Origin of the sequence: Nitratireductor aquibiodomus, assembly GCF_900105565.1 — a bacterium.
Lineage (GTDB): Bacteria > Pseudomonadota > Alphaproteobacteria > Rhizobiales > Rhizobiaceae > Nitratireductor > Nitratireductor aquibiodomus.
Genome location: NZ_FNSL01000001.1, coordinates 1,950,152 through 1,968,155, shown reverse-complemented (window position 1 = coordinate 1,968,155; position 18,004 = coordinate 1,950,152). Strand labels below are relative to the sequence as shown.

The 18,004-nt window shown below is 62.3% G+C and carries 14 protein-coding genes; 5 read left to right on the top strand and 9 right to left on the bottom strand.

Annotated elements, in window-relative coordinates:
* The first annotated feature begins 1 nt into the window (after nucleotide 1).
* The 3 genes from BLW55_RS09340 (at nucleotide 2) to BLW55_RS09330 (ending at nucleotide 4,016) form a co-directional block, all read left to right on the top strand.
* Entirely contained in the window at nucleotides 2-1,813 is a 1,812-nt protein-coding gene (locus tag BLW55_RS09340; RefSeq protein WP_090328508.1) for an ABC-F family ATP-binding cassette domain-containing protein, read from the top strand.
* Nucleotides 1,814-1,933: 120 nt separating this feature from the next.
* Nucleotides 1,934-2,875: a tyrosine recombinase XerC gene (locus tag BLW55_RS09335; RefSeq protein WP_090328505.1), complete on the top strand. Its 942-nt coding sequence runs from the start codon at nucleotides 1,934-1,936 to the stop codon at nucleotides 2,873-2,875.
* Nucleotides 2,876-2,942: 67 nt separating this feature from the next.
* On the top strand, nucleotides 2,943-4,016 hold the full coding sequence (locus BLW55_RS09330) for a TraB/GumN family protein (RefSeq protein ID WP_090328503.1): 1,074 nt from the start codon (nucleotides 2,943-2,945) through the stop codon (nucleotides 4,014-4,016).
* A gap of 333 nt (nucleotides 4,017-4,349) precedes the next feature.
* Here the strand turns inward: BLW55_RS09330 and lpdA are convergent, their stop codons facing one another.
* From lpdA to BLW55_RS09280, 9 genes are all read right to left on the bottom strand, one after another.
* Nucleotides 4,350-5,756, bottom strand: a complete 1,407-nt coding sequence (lpdA, locus tag BLW55_RS09320; protein WP_090328499.1) for a dihydrolipoyl dehydrogenase — start codon at nucleotides 5,754-5,756, stop codon at nucleotides 4,350-4,352.
* 32 nt (nucleotides 5,757-5,788) lie between these two features.
* A complete protein-coding gene (locus tag BLW55_RS09315) occupies nucleotides 5,789-6,544 on the bottom strand; it encodes an SDR family oxidoreductase (RefSeq protein ID WP_025031491.1) in 756 nt (251 codons plus the stop codon).
* Between the two features lie 68 nt (nucleotides 6,545-6,612).
* On the bottom strand, nucleotides 6,613-8,154 hold the full coding sequence (odhB, locus tag BLW55_RS09310; protein ID WP_090328496.1) for a 2-oxoglutarate dehydrogenase complex dihydrolipoyllysine-residue succinyltransferase: 1,542 nt from the start codon (nucleotides 8,152-8,154) through the stop codon (nucleotides 6,613-6,615).
* Nucleotides 8,155-8,175: 21 nt separating this feature from the next.
* A complete protein-coding gene (locus tag BLW55_RS09305; RefSeq protein ID WP_090329937.1) occupies nucleotides 8,176-11,163 on the bottom strand; it encodes a 2-oxoglutarate dehydrogenase E1 component in 2,988 nt (995 codons plus the stop codon).
* 111 nt (nucleotides 11,164-11,274) lie between these two features.
* Nucleotides 11,275-12,177, bottom strand: coding sequence for a succinate--CoA ligase subunit alpha (sucD, locus tag BLW55_RS09300; RefSeq protein ID WP_007007541.1), 903 nt, complete (start codon nucleotides 12,175-12,177; stop codon nucleotides 11,275-11,277).
* 6 nt (nucleotides 12,178-12,183) lie between these two features.
* Entirely contained in the window at nucleotides 12,184-13,380 is a 1,197-nt protein-coding gene (sucC, locus tag BLW55_RS09295) for an ADP-forming succinate--CoA ligase subunit beta (RefSeq protein ID WP_090328494.1), read from the bottom strand.
* A 13-nt stretch (nucleotides 13,381-13,393) separates the two neighbouring features.
* The gene (gene mdh / locus BLW55_RS09290; protein ID WP_007007539.1) at nucleotides 13,394-14,359 is read right to left on the bottom strand and encodes a malate dehydrogenase; all 966 of its coding nucleotides are present in this window, start codon (nucleotides 14,357-14,359) and stop codon (nucleotides 13,394-13,396) included.
* A 354-nt stretch (nucleotides 14,360-14,713) separates the two neighbouring features.
* On the bottom strand, nucleotides 14,714-15,919 hold the full coding sequence (gene zapE, locus BLW55_RS09285) for a cell division protein ZapE (protein ID WP_090328491.1): 1,206 nt from the start codon (nucleotides 15,917-15,919) through the stop codon (nucleotides 14,714-14,716).
* 51 nt (nucleotides 15,920-15,970) lie between these two features.
* Entirely contained in the window at nucleotides 15,971-16,504 is a 534-nt protein-coding gene (locus BLW55_RS09280) for a protease inhibitor Inh/omp19 family protein (RefSeq protein WP_007007537.1), read from the bottom strand.
* A gap of 354 nt (nucleotides 16,505-16,858) precedes the next feature.
* Here BLW55_RS09280 and BLW55_RS09275 point away from each other — a divergent pair, with 354 nt between their 5' ends.
* Nucleotides 16,859-17,020 (top strand): DUF1328 family protein, encoded by a 162-nt coding sequence (locus BLW55_RS09275; protein ID WP_007007536.1) that lies wholly within the window; start codon nucleotides 16,859-16,861, stop codon nucleotides 17,018-17,020.
* Between the two features lie 102 nt (nucleotides 17,021-17,122).
* Nucleotides 17,123-18,004: a diaminopimelate epimerase gene (dapF, locus tag BLW55_RS09270; RefSeq protein WP_090328489.1), complete on the top strand. Its 882-nt coding sequence runs from the start codon at nucleotides 17,123-17,125 to the stop codon at nucleotides 18,002-18,004.

Below are 18,004 nucleotides of genomic sequence, written 5' to 3'. Positions count from 1 at the left end.
CATGGCGCCGCCCCTTTTAAAGCTGGATGACATTCGTTTGACCTTCGGTGGCACGCCGCTGCTTGCCGGTGCCTCGCTGATGGTCGGCCCCGGCGAGCGGCTTGCGCTGGTGGGGCGCAATGGCTCCGGCAAATCGACACTGTTGAAAATTGCCGCCGGGATCGTGGAGTCGCAGGATGGCGAGATTTTTCGCCAGCCGACGGCAACCATACGGTATCTGCCGCAGACGCCCGACTGGCAGGGCTTTGCGACCGTGCGCGCCTATGTGGAGGCGGGGCTTGGGCCTGCCGACGACATCAACCGGGTGGCGCTTGTCATCGACCGGCTGGGTCTCACGGGCGATGAAGACCCGGCGACGCTTTCTGGCGGTGAGGCGCGGCGGGCGGCACTTGCGCGCGTGCTTGCACCGGAGCCGGATCTGCTACTGCTCGATGAGCCGACAAACCATCTCGACCTTGCCACCATCGAGTGGCTTGAGGAAGAGTTGCAACGGACCTCTTCCGCTTTGGTCACGATCTCGCATGACCGCCGATTTCTGGAAAAGGTAAGCCGCGCAACCGTGTGGCTCGACCGGGGTGTGACGCGCCGGCTCGACAAGGGGTTCGCCCATTTCGAGGACTGGCGCGATCAGGTGCTCGAAGAGGAAGAACGCGAGCAGCACAAGCTCGCCCGCAAGATCGAGCGTGAAGAGCACTGGCTGCGCTATGGCGTGACCGCGCGCCGCAAGCGCAATGTGCGCCGTCTGGGAGAGTTGCAGGCGCTGCGCGAGAAACACCGCAGCCACCGCGGCGCGGAAGGCGTGGCGACCATGGCGGCGAGCGACGCTGCCGAATCCGGCAAACTCGTCATCGAGGCGAAGGGGCTCGCCAAATCCTATGACGGGTTGCAGGTGGTCAAGGACTTCTCCACGCGCATTCTGCGTGGCGACCGGGTTGGTCTTGTCGGGCCCAATGGCGCCGGCAAAACGACGCTGATCAACCTTTTGACAGGCAAGCTTGAGCCCGATGAGGGATCGCTGCGGCTCGGTGCCAATCTGGAAATCGCCATTCTGGACCAGAAGCGAGCGCTCGATCCGCTGGAGACGCTTTCTCACTTCCTGACCGACGGGCGCGGCGACAGCGTCGTCGTCAACGGGCAGGAGCGGCACGTCGTTTCCTACATGAAGGACTTCTTGTTCAAACCGGAGCAGGCGCGCACGCCGATCCGCGAGCTTTCGGGCGGTGAGCGCGCGCGGCTGGTTCTGGCCCGGCTCCTCGCACGGCCGGCCAATCTGCTGGTTCTCGATGAGCCGACAAACGATCTCGATATGGAGACGCTCGACCTTCTGCAGGAGCTTGTCGAGGACTTTCCCGGCACGGTGCTGCTCGTCAGCCATGACCGCGATTTCCTCGACCGTACGGTGACGAGCACCATTGCGCCTGCGGGCGATGGCCGCTGGATCGAGTATGCGGGCGGCTATTCCGACATGATGGCGCAGCGCAAGGGCGAGGAGCTGGAGCGGCGCAAGGCGCGCGGCGCCGAGCAGCAGAAGGCGAAGCCCGCCGGCAATGCGGGCGCGCCCAAATCGGCTGCCAAGAAGCTCTCCTACAAGCAGAAGTTTGCGCTGGAGACACTGCCCAAGAAGATTGATGAGCTGGCGGATGAGATCGCGGCATTGGAAGAGAAACTCGCCGATCCGAACCTCTACACGCGGGATGCAGCCGCTTTTCAGCGCTTTTCCAAAGAGCTGGACACCGCGCGCGCCAGCCGTGAGAAGATGGAAGAAGAGTGGCTGGAACTTGAAATGCTGCGCGAGGAGGTCGAGGGCGCATAGCAGCTCTTGCTTTTTTGGACGCCGACTTCAAAGCCCCCTTCTCCCCGCAGGCGGGGAGAAGGAAGCCGTCATTCGCCCGCCTTCACCGCTCGCTAACCGGACTGGTTCAGAATGCCGCGTATGGACCAGGATTTCCTCATTTCCGCAAAGCCCGACCTCCAGAAGGCCCGTACCAGGTGGCTTGCCTCGCTGGCCGATGAGCGGCGTCTTTCGGCGCTGACCGTCGATGCCTATGAGCGCGACACGCGGCAGTTTCTGCAGTTTCTCACAGGGCATTGCGGCGAGGCACCAGGTCTCGCTGACATTGCCGAGCTGCGCCCGGCGGACCTGCGCGCCTTTCTGGCCTTTCGGCGGGGCAGGGGGGCGGGAGCGCGCACGCTCGGGCGCGGGCTTGCCGGGGTTCGCTCGTTTCTGCGTTATCTGGAGCGTCGGGGGCTGGTGAACGCAGCGGCTGCGGCTGCGCTGAAGGCGCCGCGTGCTCCGCGCGCGCTGCCCAAGCCGCTAACGGCCGCCGATGCACGCAAGGTTGCCTCGGGCGAGGGGCAACTTGCCGAAGAGCCATGGATCGCGGCGCGGAATGCCGCCGTATTCACGCTGCTTTATGGAGCCGGACTTCGCATTTCCGAGGCGCTTGGGCTTCTGGGCGGCCAGGTCGGGGAACTGCGCCAGGGCGCGCTCAGGATCACCGGCAAGGGCGGCAAGACACGGCTTGTGCCGGTGCTGTCGGTATCTGCCGAGGCGGTCGCCGAGTATCAGCGTCTTTGCCCTTATCATCTGGAGGCAGACGGGCCGCTTTTTCGCGGCGCGCGTGGCGGCGCCTTGCAACCGGCCATCATTCAGCGCGAGATGAAGCGCATGCGCTCCGCGCTCAACCTGCCGGAGACGGCAACGCCGCATGCGCTCAGGCATTCCTTTGCCACGCATCTTCTTGGGCGCGGCGGCGATCTGCGCGCGATCCAGGAGCTTCTGGGCCATGCGAGCCTCTCCACGACGCAGGTCTATACGGGCGTGGACACGGCGCGGCTTCTCGAAATCTACGATGCCGCCCATCCGCGGGCCTGAAGCCATTGCACGCAATTTATGGTGGCGGATTAACGGTTTCGCCGGGATTTGCCGCTAGCGTGGCACCATGAAAACGCATGCAAAAGCTACCACCGCGACCGAGCGGCTTGTTGACCGCCTTTTTCTGTGCGCTGCTGCCTTTCCGCTTTTCCTGCTTCTGGCGCTGGTCCTCGGCCTGTCGATGGCGAAGCCGGCAAAGGCGGATGAGATTGTCTGTTCGGGCACAAACCTCCTGACGGAACTCGCTGCCGAGAACCCGGCCGCGCTTGAAGAGGTGCGACGACAGGCGGCGGAGACGCCGAATGGCAGCGGACTCCTTTGGCGGGTCGGGAAGGAGGGCGTTGCGCCCTCTTATCTTTTCGGCACCATGCATATGAGCGACCCGCGCGTGGTCACGCTCCCCAGGGATGCCCGCGAGGCTTTCGACGGGGCGGAGCGTGTCGTTATCGAAACCACCGACATTCTCGATCAGTCTAAGATGGCCGCGGCGATGTTCAAACGGCCGGACCTGATGATGTTCACGGGCAAGGAGACGCTGGGCGATCACCTCGATGAGGCGGAGCGTGAGGCGGTGGCGGATGCACTCAAGGCGCGCGGCATACCGTTTGCCAGCGTCAAGAAGATGAAGCCCTGGATGCTGATCTCGCTGGTGGCGCTGCCGGTGTGCGAGATCGAGCGCAAGGAAGCTGGTATGCCGATCCTGGATATCAAGCTCGCAGAGGATGCCCAGAACGCCGGCAAAGAGCTTCTGGGTCTTGAGACGGCGGTTGAGCAACTGGACGCCATGGCCTCCCTGCCCATGGAAATGCATGTGCGCGGCCTGGTAGAGACGCTGGCGCTTGGCGACGGCCTGAACGACGTGATGGAAACCATGGTGTCGCTCTATGCCGAAGGCGAGACCGGCATGTTCTGGCCGCTGATCCGCGTTGCGATCCCCGAACAGCAGGGTGCATCAGGGGATTACGCCGCTTTCGATCGGGCCATGGTCAAGGCGCGCAACGGCACGATGGCCGAGCGGGCGCGGCCTATTTTGAATGAGGGCAATGCCTTCATTGCGGTCGGGGCACTGCATCTGCCCGGTGAGGAAGGGCTCATCGAACTCCTGCGTGCGGACGGTTATACCGTCGAGGGTGTCCGGTAAATTTGGGGTTCCGGCTAACTAATTGCATGTTATCTTTCCGTCGGCGTTGGGGAGCGTCATTTGGAGCGCTGTCATGCAGGACGAAAACCACAAAAAGAAACCCCAACATCGTTCTGCCGGTTCGGAGGGAACACGGGGTTTTGTGATTGGCGCCGTTGGAGCGGCGATCATGATCCTCGCTTTCATGGCGATTTCAGGAAGCGGCTTTTTCGGCGAGGACGTCACCGGGACGTCCGACACCGTCTCCGACAGTGTACCCATGGGCGACGACGGATAGAAAAAGGCCCCGAAGCTTTCGCGCCGGGGCCCTGTTGTCTGTAAATTCCTGTCGGATCACATGTGGATCGGCTTGGCGAAGGTGGCGAGAGCCGCTTCCTTGACCGTTTCCGACATGGTGGGGTGCGCGTGGCAGGTGCGGGCCAGGTCTTCCGACGAGCCGCCGAACTCCATCAGAACCGCTGCCTCGTGGATCATTTCGCCGGCGCCGAAGCCGACGATATGAACGCCCAGCACGCGATCCGTCTTCTTGTCGGCGAGCACCTTCACGAAGCCGTCCGTCTTGAGCATGGAGCGGGCGCGACCGTTGGCCGAGAAGGGGAATTTGCCGGCGTTGTATTCTACGCCGGCCTTCTTCAGCTCTTCCTCGGTCTTGCCGACGGAGGCGACTTCCGGGCTGGTGTAGACCACGCCGGGGATCACATCATAGTTCACGTGCCCGGCCTGGCCGGCGAGGATCTCGGCCACGGCGACGCCTTCATCCTCGGCCTTGTGCGCCAGCATCGGACCGGCAATCACGTCGCCGATGGCGTAGATGCCATCGACATTCGTCTTGAAATGCCCGTCGGTCTTTACGCGTCCGCGCTCATCCAGCTCCACGCCCACGGCATCAAGGCCAAGGCCCTCTGTGTACGGCTTGCGGCCGGTCGCAACGAGAACCACATCCGCTTCGACGGTTTCCGCATCACCGCCCTTTGCCGGCTCAAAAGTGACCTTCGCGCCCTTGCCGGCCTTGGTCACGTCCGTGACCTTTGCGCCGAGCTTGAACTCGAAGCTCTGCTTGCCGAGCATGCGCTGGAACTGCTTGGCGACCTCGCCGTCCATGCCGCCGAGAATCGTGTCGAGATATTCGACCACGGTCACCCTGGCGCCAAGGCGGGCCCAGACGGAGCCGAGCTCCAGCCCGATTACGCCGCCACCGACAACGATCATGTGCTCAGGAACCTTGGAAAGCTCCAGAGCGCCGGTGGAGGAGACGATCACCTTTTCGTCGAACTTCACGTCGACGCCGGGAATGCCGGCGACGTCGGAACCCGTGGCGATGACGATGTTTTTCGTCTCGACGGTCTGTTCCTTGCCGTCGTCGCCCTTAACGCTGACCTTGCCTTTGCCGGCGATGCTGCCAAAGCCGCGAAGGACATCGATCTTGTTCTTCTTCATCAGGAAGTCGAGACCCTTGGTGTTCTGCTCGACCGTCTTGACGCGATGCTCCATCATCTTCTTGAGATTGAGCTTGGGTTTGCTCACCTCAACGCCGAGATCGGCAAGGCCATGGCCGGCTTCCGCGAACATCTCCGTGGCGTGCAGCAGCGCCTTGGAGGGGATGCAGCCGACATTGACGCAGGTGCCGCCATGGGTGGGCAGTTTCTCGACCACTGCCGTCCTTAGGCCGAGCTGGGCCGCCTTGATGGCGCAGACATAACCGCCGGGGCCGGTGCCGATCACGACGAGATCATAGGACATGTTCGTGCCTTTCCTGAATTCCTTTGCGTCGGCTATCGACCGCCGCTGACATTGAGAATGGCGCCCGTGGAATAGGACGCCTCATCGGAGAGAAGCCAGAGCGCGGCGCGGGCAATTTCCTCTGCCGTGCCAGGCCTTTTCATTGGGATCAGACCCGAAAGCCGCTGCGCCCTGTCAGGCTGGCCGCCGGAGGCGTGGATTTCGGTGTCTGTAATGCCGGGCCGCACGGCGTTGACGCGGATGCCTTCCTCAGCAACTTCGCGGGCAAGCCCCATTGTGAAGGTGTCGACTGCAGCCTTGGAGGCTGCGTAATCGACATATTCGCCGGCTGAGCCCAGCACGGCGGCGATGGAAGAGATGTTGACGATGGCACCGCCCTTGCCGCCATGGCGTGTCGACATGCGCTTCACCGCCTCGCGGGCGCACAGCATCGTGCCGATCACATTGATGCGCATCATGCGCTCGAAGCGGGCGAGGTCCATTTCGTCGACGCGCGCCTTGCGGTCGACAATGCCTGCATTGTTGACGAGTGCATCAAGCCGCCCAAAGCGCTGATCGACCATCTCGTACATGGCGAGGATGTCGCTTTCCTCGGCCATGTCGGCCTGAACAGCGAAGGCTTCGCCGCCCGCCTGTTCGATGTCGCGGACGACCGTTTCGGCTGCGTCAGGGTTGGCGACATAGTTGACCGCGACGCGGTAGCCCGCATCTGCGGCAAGCCGGCAGATCGCGGCGCCGATGCCGCGGCTTCCGCCTGTCACCAGAAGTGTTTTCGCTGCCTGCATCATCTCTGTTCCTGAGGCTGGCGGATGCGGAAAGGCGCGAAAGACATCCGCCTTCCGCGCCCCGCCGTTTTCTAGAGGTCGAGGACCAGACGTTCGGGATCCTCAAGCACGTCCTTGATGCGCACGAGGAAGGTCACGGCTTCCTTGCCGTCCACGATGCGGTGATCGTAGGAGAGGGCGAGATACATCATCGGGCGGATGACGATCTGGCCGCCGACCACCATGGGCCGCTCCTGAATCTTGTGCATGCCCAGAATGCCCGACTGCGGGGCGTTCAGGATCGGGGTCGACATCAGCGAGCCGTAGACACCGCCATTGGAGATGGTGAAAGTGCCGCCCTGCATGTCAGCCATGGAGAGCTTGCCATCGCGGGCCGCGAGACCCAGACGACCGATTTCCTTCTCCACCTCGGCGATCGACATCTGGTCGGCATCGCGCACCACCGGCACGACGAGACCACGGTCGGTGCCGACCGCTACGCCAATATGGCAGAAGTTCTTGTAGATGATGTCCGTGCCGTCGATCTCGGCATTCACAGCCGGGATTTCCTTCAGCGCATGGCACACCGCCTTGGTGAAGAAGCCCATGAAGCCGAGCTTCACGCCGTGCTTCTTCTCGAAGAGCTCCTTATACTTCTTGCGCATCTCCATGACCGCCGTCATGTCCACCTCGTTGAAGGTGGTCAGCATGGCCGCGGTGTCCTGCGCGTCTTTGAGACGGCGGGCGATGGTCTGGCGCAAACGCGTCATCTTCACGCGCTCTTCGCGCTCGCCATCCTCGGCCGGAGAGGCCGGGCGGGCTGCTTTGGGCTTTTCAGCCGGAGAGCTTGGAGCGCCTCCTTCGATGGCCGCCAGCACGTCGCCCTTCAGCACCTGGCCGTCCTTGCCGGAACCGGCAACGTCAGAGGCTTTCATGCCCTTTTCGGTCATCATCTTCTGCGCGGAGGGTGCGGGCGGACGTCCGCCATCGTCATCCTTCTTCGCCGCAGGAGCTTCCTTCTCGGCAGGCTTCTCAGCCTTGGGTGCTGTGGTTCCGGCGGACGCACCCTGCTCGATACGCAGAAGTAGTGCGCCGACCTCAACCTCATCACCCGACGAAATCACCATTTCGGTGATCACGCCGTCGACCGGCGACATCACTTCCTGGGCTGCCTTGTCGGTCTCGAGCTCGAGAAGCGCTTCGTCGGTTTTCACCGCGTCGCCGACCTTCTTGTAGATCTCGCCGACCTGGGCTTCGGTGACGGACTCGCCCGCCGATGGAACATTCACCTCGACGATTTTTCCGCCGCCGGCCATGGTTGCCTCCTGGGTTTCTTTGCTGCCGGATGATTTCTCGCCGGCCTGACTGGTCTCTGATTTTGCTTTGCCGGTGCCACTGCCCGCGGCAATCATGCCGAGCAGCGCGCCAACTTCGACGGTTTCGCCTTCCTGAACGGCGATCTCGTCGAGCGTGCCGGCAGCGGGCGCGGGCACTTCAATGGAAACCTTGTCGGTTTCCAACTCGACGAGCGGCTCGTCGGTGGCGATCGTGTCGCCCACCGATTTCATCCAGCGGGCGATGGTTGCCTCGGTAACGGACTCGCCCAGTGTGGGAACCCGAATCTCGGTCGCCATGTCGTTTTTCTCCGTCGCGTTCTATTCGCCGAGCGCGTCTTCGAGGAAAGCCTCGAGCTGCGCCAGATGCTTCGACATAAGGCCGGTTGCGGGCGATGCCGCGGCCGGCCGGCCGGTGTAGCGCACGCGCGTGTTCTTGGCCTCGATGTGCTGCAGGACCCATTCCAGATACGGGTCGATGAAGGACCAGGCACCCATGTTCTTGGGCTCTTCCTGGCACCACACCATCTCCGCATTCTTGAAGCGCGAAAGCTCGTTGATGAGAGCCTTGGCCGGGAAGGGGTAAAGCTGCTCGACACGCAGGAGATAGACATCGTCGATGCCACGCTTCTCGCGCTCTTCGTAAAGATCGTAGTAGACCTTGCCGGAACACATCACCACACGGCGGATCTTCGAATCCTTCACCAGCTTGATCTTCTCGCCGTCCAGATGCTCCGCATCGTCCCACAGGAGACGGTGGAAGGCGCTTTCGCCCGAAAGCTCGGCAAGCGTCGAGACGCAGCGCTTGTGACGCAGCAGAGATTTCGGCGTCATCAGGATGAGCGGCTTGCGGAAGTCGCGCTTCAGCTGGCGGCGCAGGATGTGGAAGTAGTTCGCAGGCGTCGAACAATAGGCGACCTGCATGTTGTCCTCGGCGCACATTTGCAGCCAGCGCTCGAGGCGGGCGGAGGAGTGCTCCGGACCCTGACCCTCATAGCCATGCGGCAGCAGGCAGACGAGGCCCGACATTCTGAGCCACTTGCGCTCGCCTGAGGAGATGAACTGGTCGAACACCACCTGCGCGCCATTGGCGAAGTCGCCGAACTGGGCTTCCCACAGCGTCAGCGCGCGCGGTTCTGCAAGCGAGAAGCCATATTCGAAGCCGAGAACGGCTTCTTCCGAAAGCATCGAGTTGATGACTTCGTAATAGGCCTGCTGCGGTCCCAGATTGTTGAGCGGGATGTAGCGATTCTCGTCGCTCTGATCGTAGAGCACCGAATGGCGCTGCGAGAAGGTGCCGCGCTCGGAGTCCTGACCGGAGAGGCGAACCGGGTTGCCTTCGAGAAGGATCGAACCGAAGGCAAGTGCCTCGGCCGTTGCCCAGTCGATGCCGGCGCCCTCGTCGATCATCGTCTTGCGGTTCTTCAGGAAACGCTGGATCGTGCGGTGCGCCTCGAAGTCTTCCGGGGTTTCGGTCAGTTTTTTGCCGATTTCCTTGAGCGTCTTGACCGGAACCGCAGTCTTGCCACGGCGCTGCTCGTCCGCATGATCGGCCTTCTTCAGGCCCGACCAGACACCGTCCAGCCAGTCAGCCTTGTTGGGCCTGTAGGCCTGCCCGGCTTCGAACTCGGCTTCAAGGTGCGAGCGCCAGTCGGCGCGCATCTTCTCGATGTCAGCCTCGGTGACCAGACCTTCTTCGAGCATCTTTTTCGCGTAGATCTCGCTGGTCGTCGTGTGCTTGCGGATCTTGCGGTACATGATCGGCTGCGTGAATGCCGGCTCGTCACCCTCATTGTGGCCGTAGCGGCGGTAGCAGAACATGTCGATGACGACCGGCTTGTGGAAGGTCATGCGGAATTCGGTCGCAACCTTCGCCGCATAGACCACCGCTTCCGGGTCGTCACCATTCACGTGGAAGATCGGTGCCTCGATCATTTTCGCCACATCGGAAGGATAGGGCGAGGAGCGCGAGAAGCGCGGATTGGTCGTGAAGCCGATCTGGTTGTTGATGATGAAATGCACGGTGCCGGCAACGCGGTGACCGCGCAGGCCCGACAGGCCGAAGCACTCGGCCACAACGCCCTGACCGGCGAAGGCGGCATCGCCATGCAGCAGCAACGGCATGACACGCGCCCGCTCTTCCGGCGGCACCACTTCCTCGCGCTTGCGGCCGAATACCTGGTCCTGTTTGGCGCGGGCCTTGCCCATCACCACCGGGTTCACGATTTCCAGGTGTGACGGATTCGCCGTCAGCGAGAGGTGGACATTGTTGCCATCGAAGGCGCGGTCGGAGGAGGCGCCGAGATGGTATTTCACGTCGCCTGAACCTTCCACATCGTCGGGGGCGAAGGAGCCGCCCTTGAATTCGTGGAAGATGGCGCGGTGAGGCTTTTCCATGACCTGCGAAAGCACGTTCAGGCGACCGCGGTGGGCCATGCCGAGAACGATTTCCTTCAGGCCCATCTGGCCGCCGCGCTTGATGATCTGTTCGAGCGCCGGGATCAGCGCTTCACCGCCGTCGAGGCCGAAGCGCTTGGTGCCCTTGTATTTGACATCGATGAACTGCTCGAAGCCTTCCGCCTCGACCAGCTTCTGGAGGATCGCCTTCTTGCCGTTGGCGGTGAACTCGACACCCTTGTCGGGTCCTTCGATGCGCTCCTGAATCCAGGCCTTTTCGGCCGGGTTGGAGATGTGCATGAACTCGACGCCCAGCGTCGAGCAATAGGTCCGCTTCAGAATGTCGAGCATTTGGCGGATCGTGGCCGTCTCCAGACCGAGCACATGATCGATGAAGATCGGGCGGTCGTAGTCGGCTTCCGTGAAGCCGTAGGCCTCCGGCGACAGCTCGTTGTAATCTTCCAGCGGCTTGGCAATGCCCAGCGGGTCAAGGTCGGCATGCAGATGGCCACGCATGCGGTAGGCGCGGATCATCATGATGGCACGGACGGAATCGCGGGTTGCCTGCAACGTCTCTTCGGGAGAGAGCTTGGTCCCGGCCTTCGCAGCCTTATCCTTGATCTTGCCGTCCAAGTGTTTTTCGACCGCGCCCCAGTCGCCGTCGAGTGCGGAGACAAGCTCGCCATTGGCAGCCTGCGGCCAGTTCTTTTTCTTCCAGGACGCGCCGGCAGCGTTCTTCTTCACATCGGCGGCATCATCCTTGAGTGCGCCGAAGAAGTCGCGCCAGTCTTCGCTGACGGAAGCCGGATTGTCCTGATAGCTGGCGTAGAGTTCCTCGATATAGGCGGCGTTGCCACCATACAGGAACGAGGTGAGCGACATTTGGTCGTTGGCCTGATCTTGCCGTGCCATTTTGATTTCCGGAACCCGCGTTCCGGCTCCTTGGTCGCCGGCAAACAAGGCCGGACAGTCACATTGTTCCCGGCTGCCACGGATGTGGCAAGCCGGGCTTATCGTTCTTCCTCAACCCTTGATCGCTTCGACGAGCGTCTGGCCAAGGCGCGCCGGGGAGGGCGAAACCTTGATGCCGGCTGCTTCCATCGCCGCGATCTTGTCTTCTGCGCCACCCTTGCCGCCGGAAATCACGGCGCCTGCGTGGCCCATGGTGCGTCCGGGAGGGGCGGTGCGGCCCGCGATGAAGCCGGCCATCGGCTTCTTGCGACCCTTTTTGGCCTCGTCGCGCAGGAACTCGGCAGCTTCCTCTTCCGCCGAACCGCCGATCTCACCGATCATCACGATGGACTTCGTCTCGTCGTCGGCAAGGAACATCTCCAGCACGTCGATGAACTCGGTGCCCTTGACGGGATCGCCGCCAATGCCGACCGCGGTTGACTGGCCGAGACCTTCATTGGTGGTCTGGAACACGGCTTCATAGGTCAGTGTGCCCGAGCGCGAAAGGATACCGACGGAACCCTTCTGGAAGATGTTGCCCGGCATGATGCCGATCTTGCACTCGTTCGGCGTCAGGACGCCGGGGCAGTTCGGGCCGATGAGGCGCGAGTTCGATTTCTCGAGCTTCGCCTTCACGTGGACCATGTCCATCACCGGAATGCCTTCCGTGATGCAGACGATGAGCGGGATTTCCGCCTCGATGGCCTCGATGATGGCCGCGCCTGCGCCTGCCGGCGGAACGTAGATCACGGACGCGTTTGCGCCGGTCTTGTCCTTGCCTTCGGCGACGGATGCGAAGATCGGGAGCTCTTCACCGCCCTGGCCGGTCCAGGTGGAGCCGCCCTTCTTGGGGTGAATGCCGCCGACCATCTGCGTACCGTGATAGGCGAGCGCCTGCTCGGTGTGGAAGGTGCCGGTCTTGCCGGTCAGGCCCTGCACCAGGACCTTGGTGTCTTTGTTGACGAGAATGGACATCTTGGCTCAGCTTCCCTTAACGGCTGCAACGATCTTCTTGGCGGCGTCGTCGAGATCATCGGCGGCGATCACGTTGAGACCGCTTTCGTTGATGATCTTCTTGCCAAGATCGACATTGGTGCCCTCGAGGCGAACCACCAGCGGAACCTTCAGGCCCACTTCCTTGACGGCAGCGACAACGCCTTCAGCGATAACGTCGCAGCGCATGATGCCGCCGAAGATGTTGACCAGAATGCCTTCCACTGCCGGATCGGCGGTGATGATCTTGAACGCTGCCGTCACCTTCTCCTTGGTGGCGCCGCCGCCGACATCGAGGAAGTTGGCAGGCTCGGCTCCATAGAGCTTGATGATGTCCATCGTGGCCATGGCGAGGCCGGCGCCATTGACCATGCAGCCGATATTGCCGTCGAGAGCGACATAGGCGAGGTCGTATTTGGAGGCCTCGATTTCCTTCTCGTCTTCCTCGGTCGTGTCGCGCAGGGCGACCACGTCCTCGTGACGGAACAGCGCGTTGCCGTCGAAGGAGACCTTGGCGTCGAGAACGCGCAGACGGCCACTGTCCATGACGATCAGCGGGTTCACTTCCAGAAGGCTCATGTCCTTCTCGGTGAAGGCCTTGTAGAGGATCGGGAACAGCGTCTCGCCGTCCTTCGCCGCGTCGCCCTCGAGCTTCAGCGCCTCGTTGAGCTTCTTCACGTCGTCAGCCGTAACGCCCGTCTCCGGGTCGATGGCGAGTGTGAGGATCTTCTCCGGCGTCTCTTCTGCAACGGCCTCAATGTCCATGCCGCCTTCGGTGGAGACGACGAATGCAGGACGGCCGACCGTGCGGTCGATGAGGATCGAGAGGTAGAGCTCGCGGTCGATGTCCGCACCGTCCTCGATATAGAGGCGGTTCACCTGCTTGCCGGCCGGGCCGGTCTGCTTGGTGACCAGCGTGTTGCCCAGCATCTCGTTCGTGTGCGCGACAACTTCCTCGACGCTTTTCGCAAGCCGCACGCCGCCCTTGGCGTCGGCGCCGAGTTCGGTGAACTTGCCCTTGCCGCGTCCACCGGCGTGGATCTGGCTCTTCACCACATAGAGCGGACCGGGAAGCTGCTTTGCAGCCGCTTCGGCCTCGCCCTTCTCGAACACCGGCACGCCATCGGCCACCGGTGCGCCATAGCTTTTGAGAAGCTCTTTGGCTTGATACTCGTGAATGTTCATTGGAGGCCTACTCCTACTTCTTCAGGTTGGGCGCGATGTTGGCGCAGGCCTCGCAAAGACCGGCAACGGCCTCCACGGACTGTTCGAACATCTTCTGCTCAGACTTGTTGAGATCGATCTCGATGACGCGCTCGACACCGCCGGCGCCGATGACCGTGGGCACGCCCACATACATATCCTTGACGCCATACTGGCCGGCAAGATGCGCCGCGCAGGGCAGGACACGCTTCTTGTCCTTGAGGTAGCTCTCGGCCATGGCGATCGCCGAGGAGGCCGGGGCGTAATAGGCGGAACCGGTCTTCAGCAGGCCGACGATCTCCGCGCCGCCGTCGCGGGTGCGCTGCACGATCTCGTCGATCTTTTCCTTGGAGGTCCAGCCCATCTTCACCAGATCCGGGATCGGAATGCCGGCAACGGTGGAGTAGCGCGTCAGCGGAACCATGGAATCGCCGTGGCCGCCCAGCACGAAAGCCGTCACGTCTTCGACGGAGACCTTGAACTCTTCCGACAGGAAATAGCGGAAGCGAGCCGAGTCCAGCACGCCGGCCATGCCGACCACATGGCTCTTCGGCAGGCCGGAGAACTTCTGCAGCGCCCAGACCATGGCGTCGAGCGGGTTGGTGATGCAGATCACGAAAGCGTTGGGGGCGTATTTCTTGATGCCCGCGCCGACCTGCTCCATGACCTTCAGGTTGATGCCCAGCAGGTCGTCGCGGCTCATGCCCGGCTTGCGGGCAACGCCGGCGGTGACGATGCAGACATCCGCGCCTTCAATGGCTGCGTAGTCGTTGGCGCCAACCATTTTGGCGTCGAAGCCCTCGACCGGCGAGGATTCGGCGATATCCAGTCCCTTGCCCTGGGGGATGCCCTCGGCAATGTCGAACAGGACGACGTCGCCCAGTTCCTTCAAGCCCGCCAGATGTGCGAGCGTTCCACCGATCATGCCGGAGCCGATGAGAGCGATCTTGTCGCGTGCCATGTGGTTAGAATTCCCCCTTGTGTCGAAAGGATAGGTGGTGAGATGGATGTGTGAAGAAAAATCCGCGCGTCGCGTCTTGCCTGTGTCGTGTCACACCGATGCATTCGGGTCCACATCCCGCCGCACTCCTTCAACGAAAGGCGCGGCAAATGCGTGGCGTGGCCCGCTTCATAAGCCTCTTTGGAATAAGCATACTGGCAGGAAAATTCAACCGGTTCTTACACGGTCAGGAATTTCAATCGTTTAGACATTTGTGGGCTTACGTAAAAGTAAGAATTTTGCCTCAATAATGTGCACCGACAAGAGACTCGCTGGCGCTTGTGGTGGTTTGGGCAGCTCTCTGGCTGGTGAGTATCAGCCCGTCTGTCCTGTCCGTTCTCCCGCCGGAGCGGGTTTTTCTTCGTTTCGTGCGTCTGTGCGTTCCAGCCAGTCCCGGCTCTGCATCTCGATGAGGCGCGAGACCGTGCGGTCGAATTCGAAGGCTTCCGTGCCGTTTGCGGCCGTGTAGAGCGCATCGGGGGCAGCTTCTGCGGACAGGAACAGCCGCGCCTCGGCATCGTAAAGCGTGTCGATCAGAAGAATGAAACGTTTCGCTTCGTTGCGCCGCCGCAGGTCCATGGTCGGGACATGGTCGATGAAGATCGTGTCGAAAGCGCCGGCAATAGCCAGATAATCTCGCGCGCCGAGCGGTTTCTCACAAAGATCGGAGAAGGAGAAGCGGGCGGCTGAGCCTGACGCCTGCGGCACGGGCACGGTGCGGCCCTTGACGGTCAGCGCGGCGGGCTCGACGGGGCGACCATCCACCACCGTCTCCCAGGCCTCGTCCATCTGCTTTTTGGCCGAGGCATCGTCCGGTGTCATATAGACGGGAATGCGGTTGAGCTTTCGCATCCGGTAGTCTGTGTCGATGTCCAGCTCCAGAATGCGGGTATGCTGCTTGAGAATGCCGACGAAGGGCAGAAACAGACCGCGGTTGAGCCCATCGCGGTAGAGATCGTCCGGCGCGACGTTGGAGGTGGCGACCAGCACGACTCCCTGGTCGAACAGTGCCGAGAAGAGGCGCGAGAGTATCATCGCGTCGGCGATGTCCGTTACGGTGAATTCGTCGAAGCACAGAACCCATGCTTCCTTCGCCAGCGCCGCCGCCACAGGCGGGATCGGGTCGGTTTCCTGCGTCTCGCCTGCCTTCAGCGCCGCGCGGTGCTGGCCGATACGATCATGCACGTCCGCCATGAAGTCGTTGAAATGCGCGCGTCGCTTGTGCTCGACCGGGACCAGCTCATGAAAGAGGTCCATGAGCATGGTCTTGCCGCGCCCGACACCGCCGTGAACATAAAGCCCGCGTACCGGCTCCCGCGTCTTGTTGCGCTTGGCAAACAGCCAGCCGAGCGCGCTCGACTTGCGCGCCAGGCGCTTGTCGCTGATGTCGGCGATCAGCCGGTCCAGCGCCGTCGCGATCTTCTCCTGTGCGGGATCGTGCGCGATCCTGCCTGTCTCGACCATGTGGCCATAGCGCTGCGTGACGGAAGGATGGGTTACGAGTCCGTCACGCAATGTCATGTCAGGCTTTCACGCTTGGCCGTTCGGCCGAATGATGTTGATGGTCGAGAGTCAGCGCGACAGCGAAATGGGCTGGCCCGATGTGGTCTGGCCGTCGAAGCGGCCTGCGCCGGACGCGTAAAGGCGTGCGAGCACGCCGCCGTTCGCATCGTAGAAGGCAAGCTGCTTGCCTTCGACATTCCACGATTTCACACCGTCGATGGGAGCGGGGCAGCGCAGCGGGCCGGCGCGGTAGCCCGAGCCGAACTTGGTCTGCGGCGTGGCGACCCGGCACGACTGGCCGGCGACATTGACGCTCCATACGCCAGCAACGGCGCCGGTTGAAACGTCGGGTGCATTGGCAGCCGCGTTCGGATCAAGAGCTGCCACCTGCGTTTCCTGCTGGGGCGCTTCAGGGAACTGCGACGGATTTGCGGTCGGGCTCGACGGAGGCGGGAGCTGGTTCGACGTCACCGTGCCGGAGGGCGCGGAGGGCAGTGGGTCAGGGGCCCGCGTGGCCATCGGTGAGAAGCGGTCGCTCTGACAGCCGGCCAGGCCCGCAGCCAGAAGCGTTACAGCCAGAATTGCAAACTTGTTGTGTGGCATGCCGTCTCTCCGTTACAGCGTCCAATGCACTGAAATACAAATGAGTTCCATTTGAAGCGCCAGATCGTGGCGAACTTTTGCAATTATAACAGCCCAGCCATGGTTAAGAACCGGTTTCAGCCACATGGGTCCGCGACTGTTTCTTATTGGCAACACTCCTGAGCGGTGCTCAGCGGGTGTACTGGAACCGGAGACCGCTTTCCGCGTTGAAGCTTCTCAACCGGCGCTGGAGCACCGAATCGGAACGTGGAATCCGGTTTTCGGATTATTCCGATGCTCCATCAACAGCTTCGATCATCCTTTGTGCGTCCGGGTGGACGCACGGCGATCGAGCGCCTTAACGGAGGGCAAACAATGCTGAAATGGATTCTCATTCTTTTGATCGTCGCCGCAGTCGCGGGTCTTCTGGGCATGAACAGCCTTGCAGGAGCGGCAATGACCGGCGCGAAAGTTCTGATCGCCGTGGTTCTGGTTCTCTTCCTTCTCGCGGTCCTCGGTATTGTGGCGATAGCCTGACATCGCGCCGGATCTGATGCACGATTGATGGGGCCGTTCGTCTGGTAATTTTGCCTGTCATCAGCCATATAGGCGCCTGAGACATAAGGTTTTGGAGCCGCAATGGCGCTTGAGGCAGCATTCGCGAAGATGAACGGCCTCGGCAACGCAATCATCGTTGCCGACATGCGTGGCCGTGCGGATCGGGTGACGCCCGAGGCCGCGCGCGCGCTCAACGCCGATCCCGCGACCCGGTTCGACCAGATCATGGCGATCCATGATCCGCGCGTAGCCGGCACCCACAACTATATCGAAATCATCAATTCCGATGGCAGCCAGGCCCAGGCCTGCGGCAATGGTACACGCTGTGTCGTGCAGGCGCTCGCCGCCGAAACGGGGCAGAAAGTCTTCACCTTCCAGACTGTCGCCGGCATCCTCAATGCCGAGGAGCATGAAGACGGCCTGATCTCGGTCGATATGGGCAAGCCACGGTTGGGCTGGCAGGACATTCCGTTGGCCGAAGAGTTCCGCGACACGCGCATGATCGAGTTGCAGGCCGGGCCCATCGATGCGCCGGTGCTGCATTCGCCCTCGGTTGCCTCCATGGGCAATCCGCATGCGATTTTCTGGGTCGAGGGCGATGTCAACGCCTACGATCTGGAGCGCTTCGGACCGCTGCTCGAAAACCATCCGATCTTTCCCGAGCGCGCCAACATCTCCATCGCGCATGTGACGACCGACAATGCGCTGATGCTGCGCACATGGGAGCGCGGGGCGGGCCTGACGCTCGCTTGCGGCTCGGCCGCCTGCGCGGCCGCCGTTTCCGCTGCGCGAACCGGGCGCACGGGCCGTCATGTGACGGTTACCGTTCCGGGCGGACCGCTCGACATTCTCTGGCGGGAAGACGATCACGTCATCATGACCGGCCCCGCCGAATGGGAGTTCTCCGGCCGCTTCGACCCGGCCACCGGCGCGTGGGAGCGTGAAACCGAGGGAGCGGCCTGA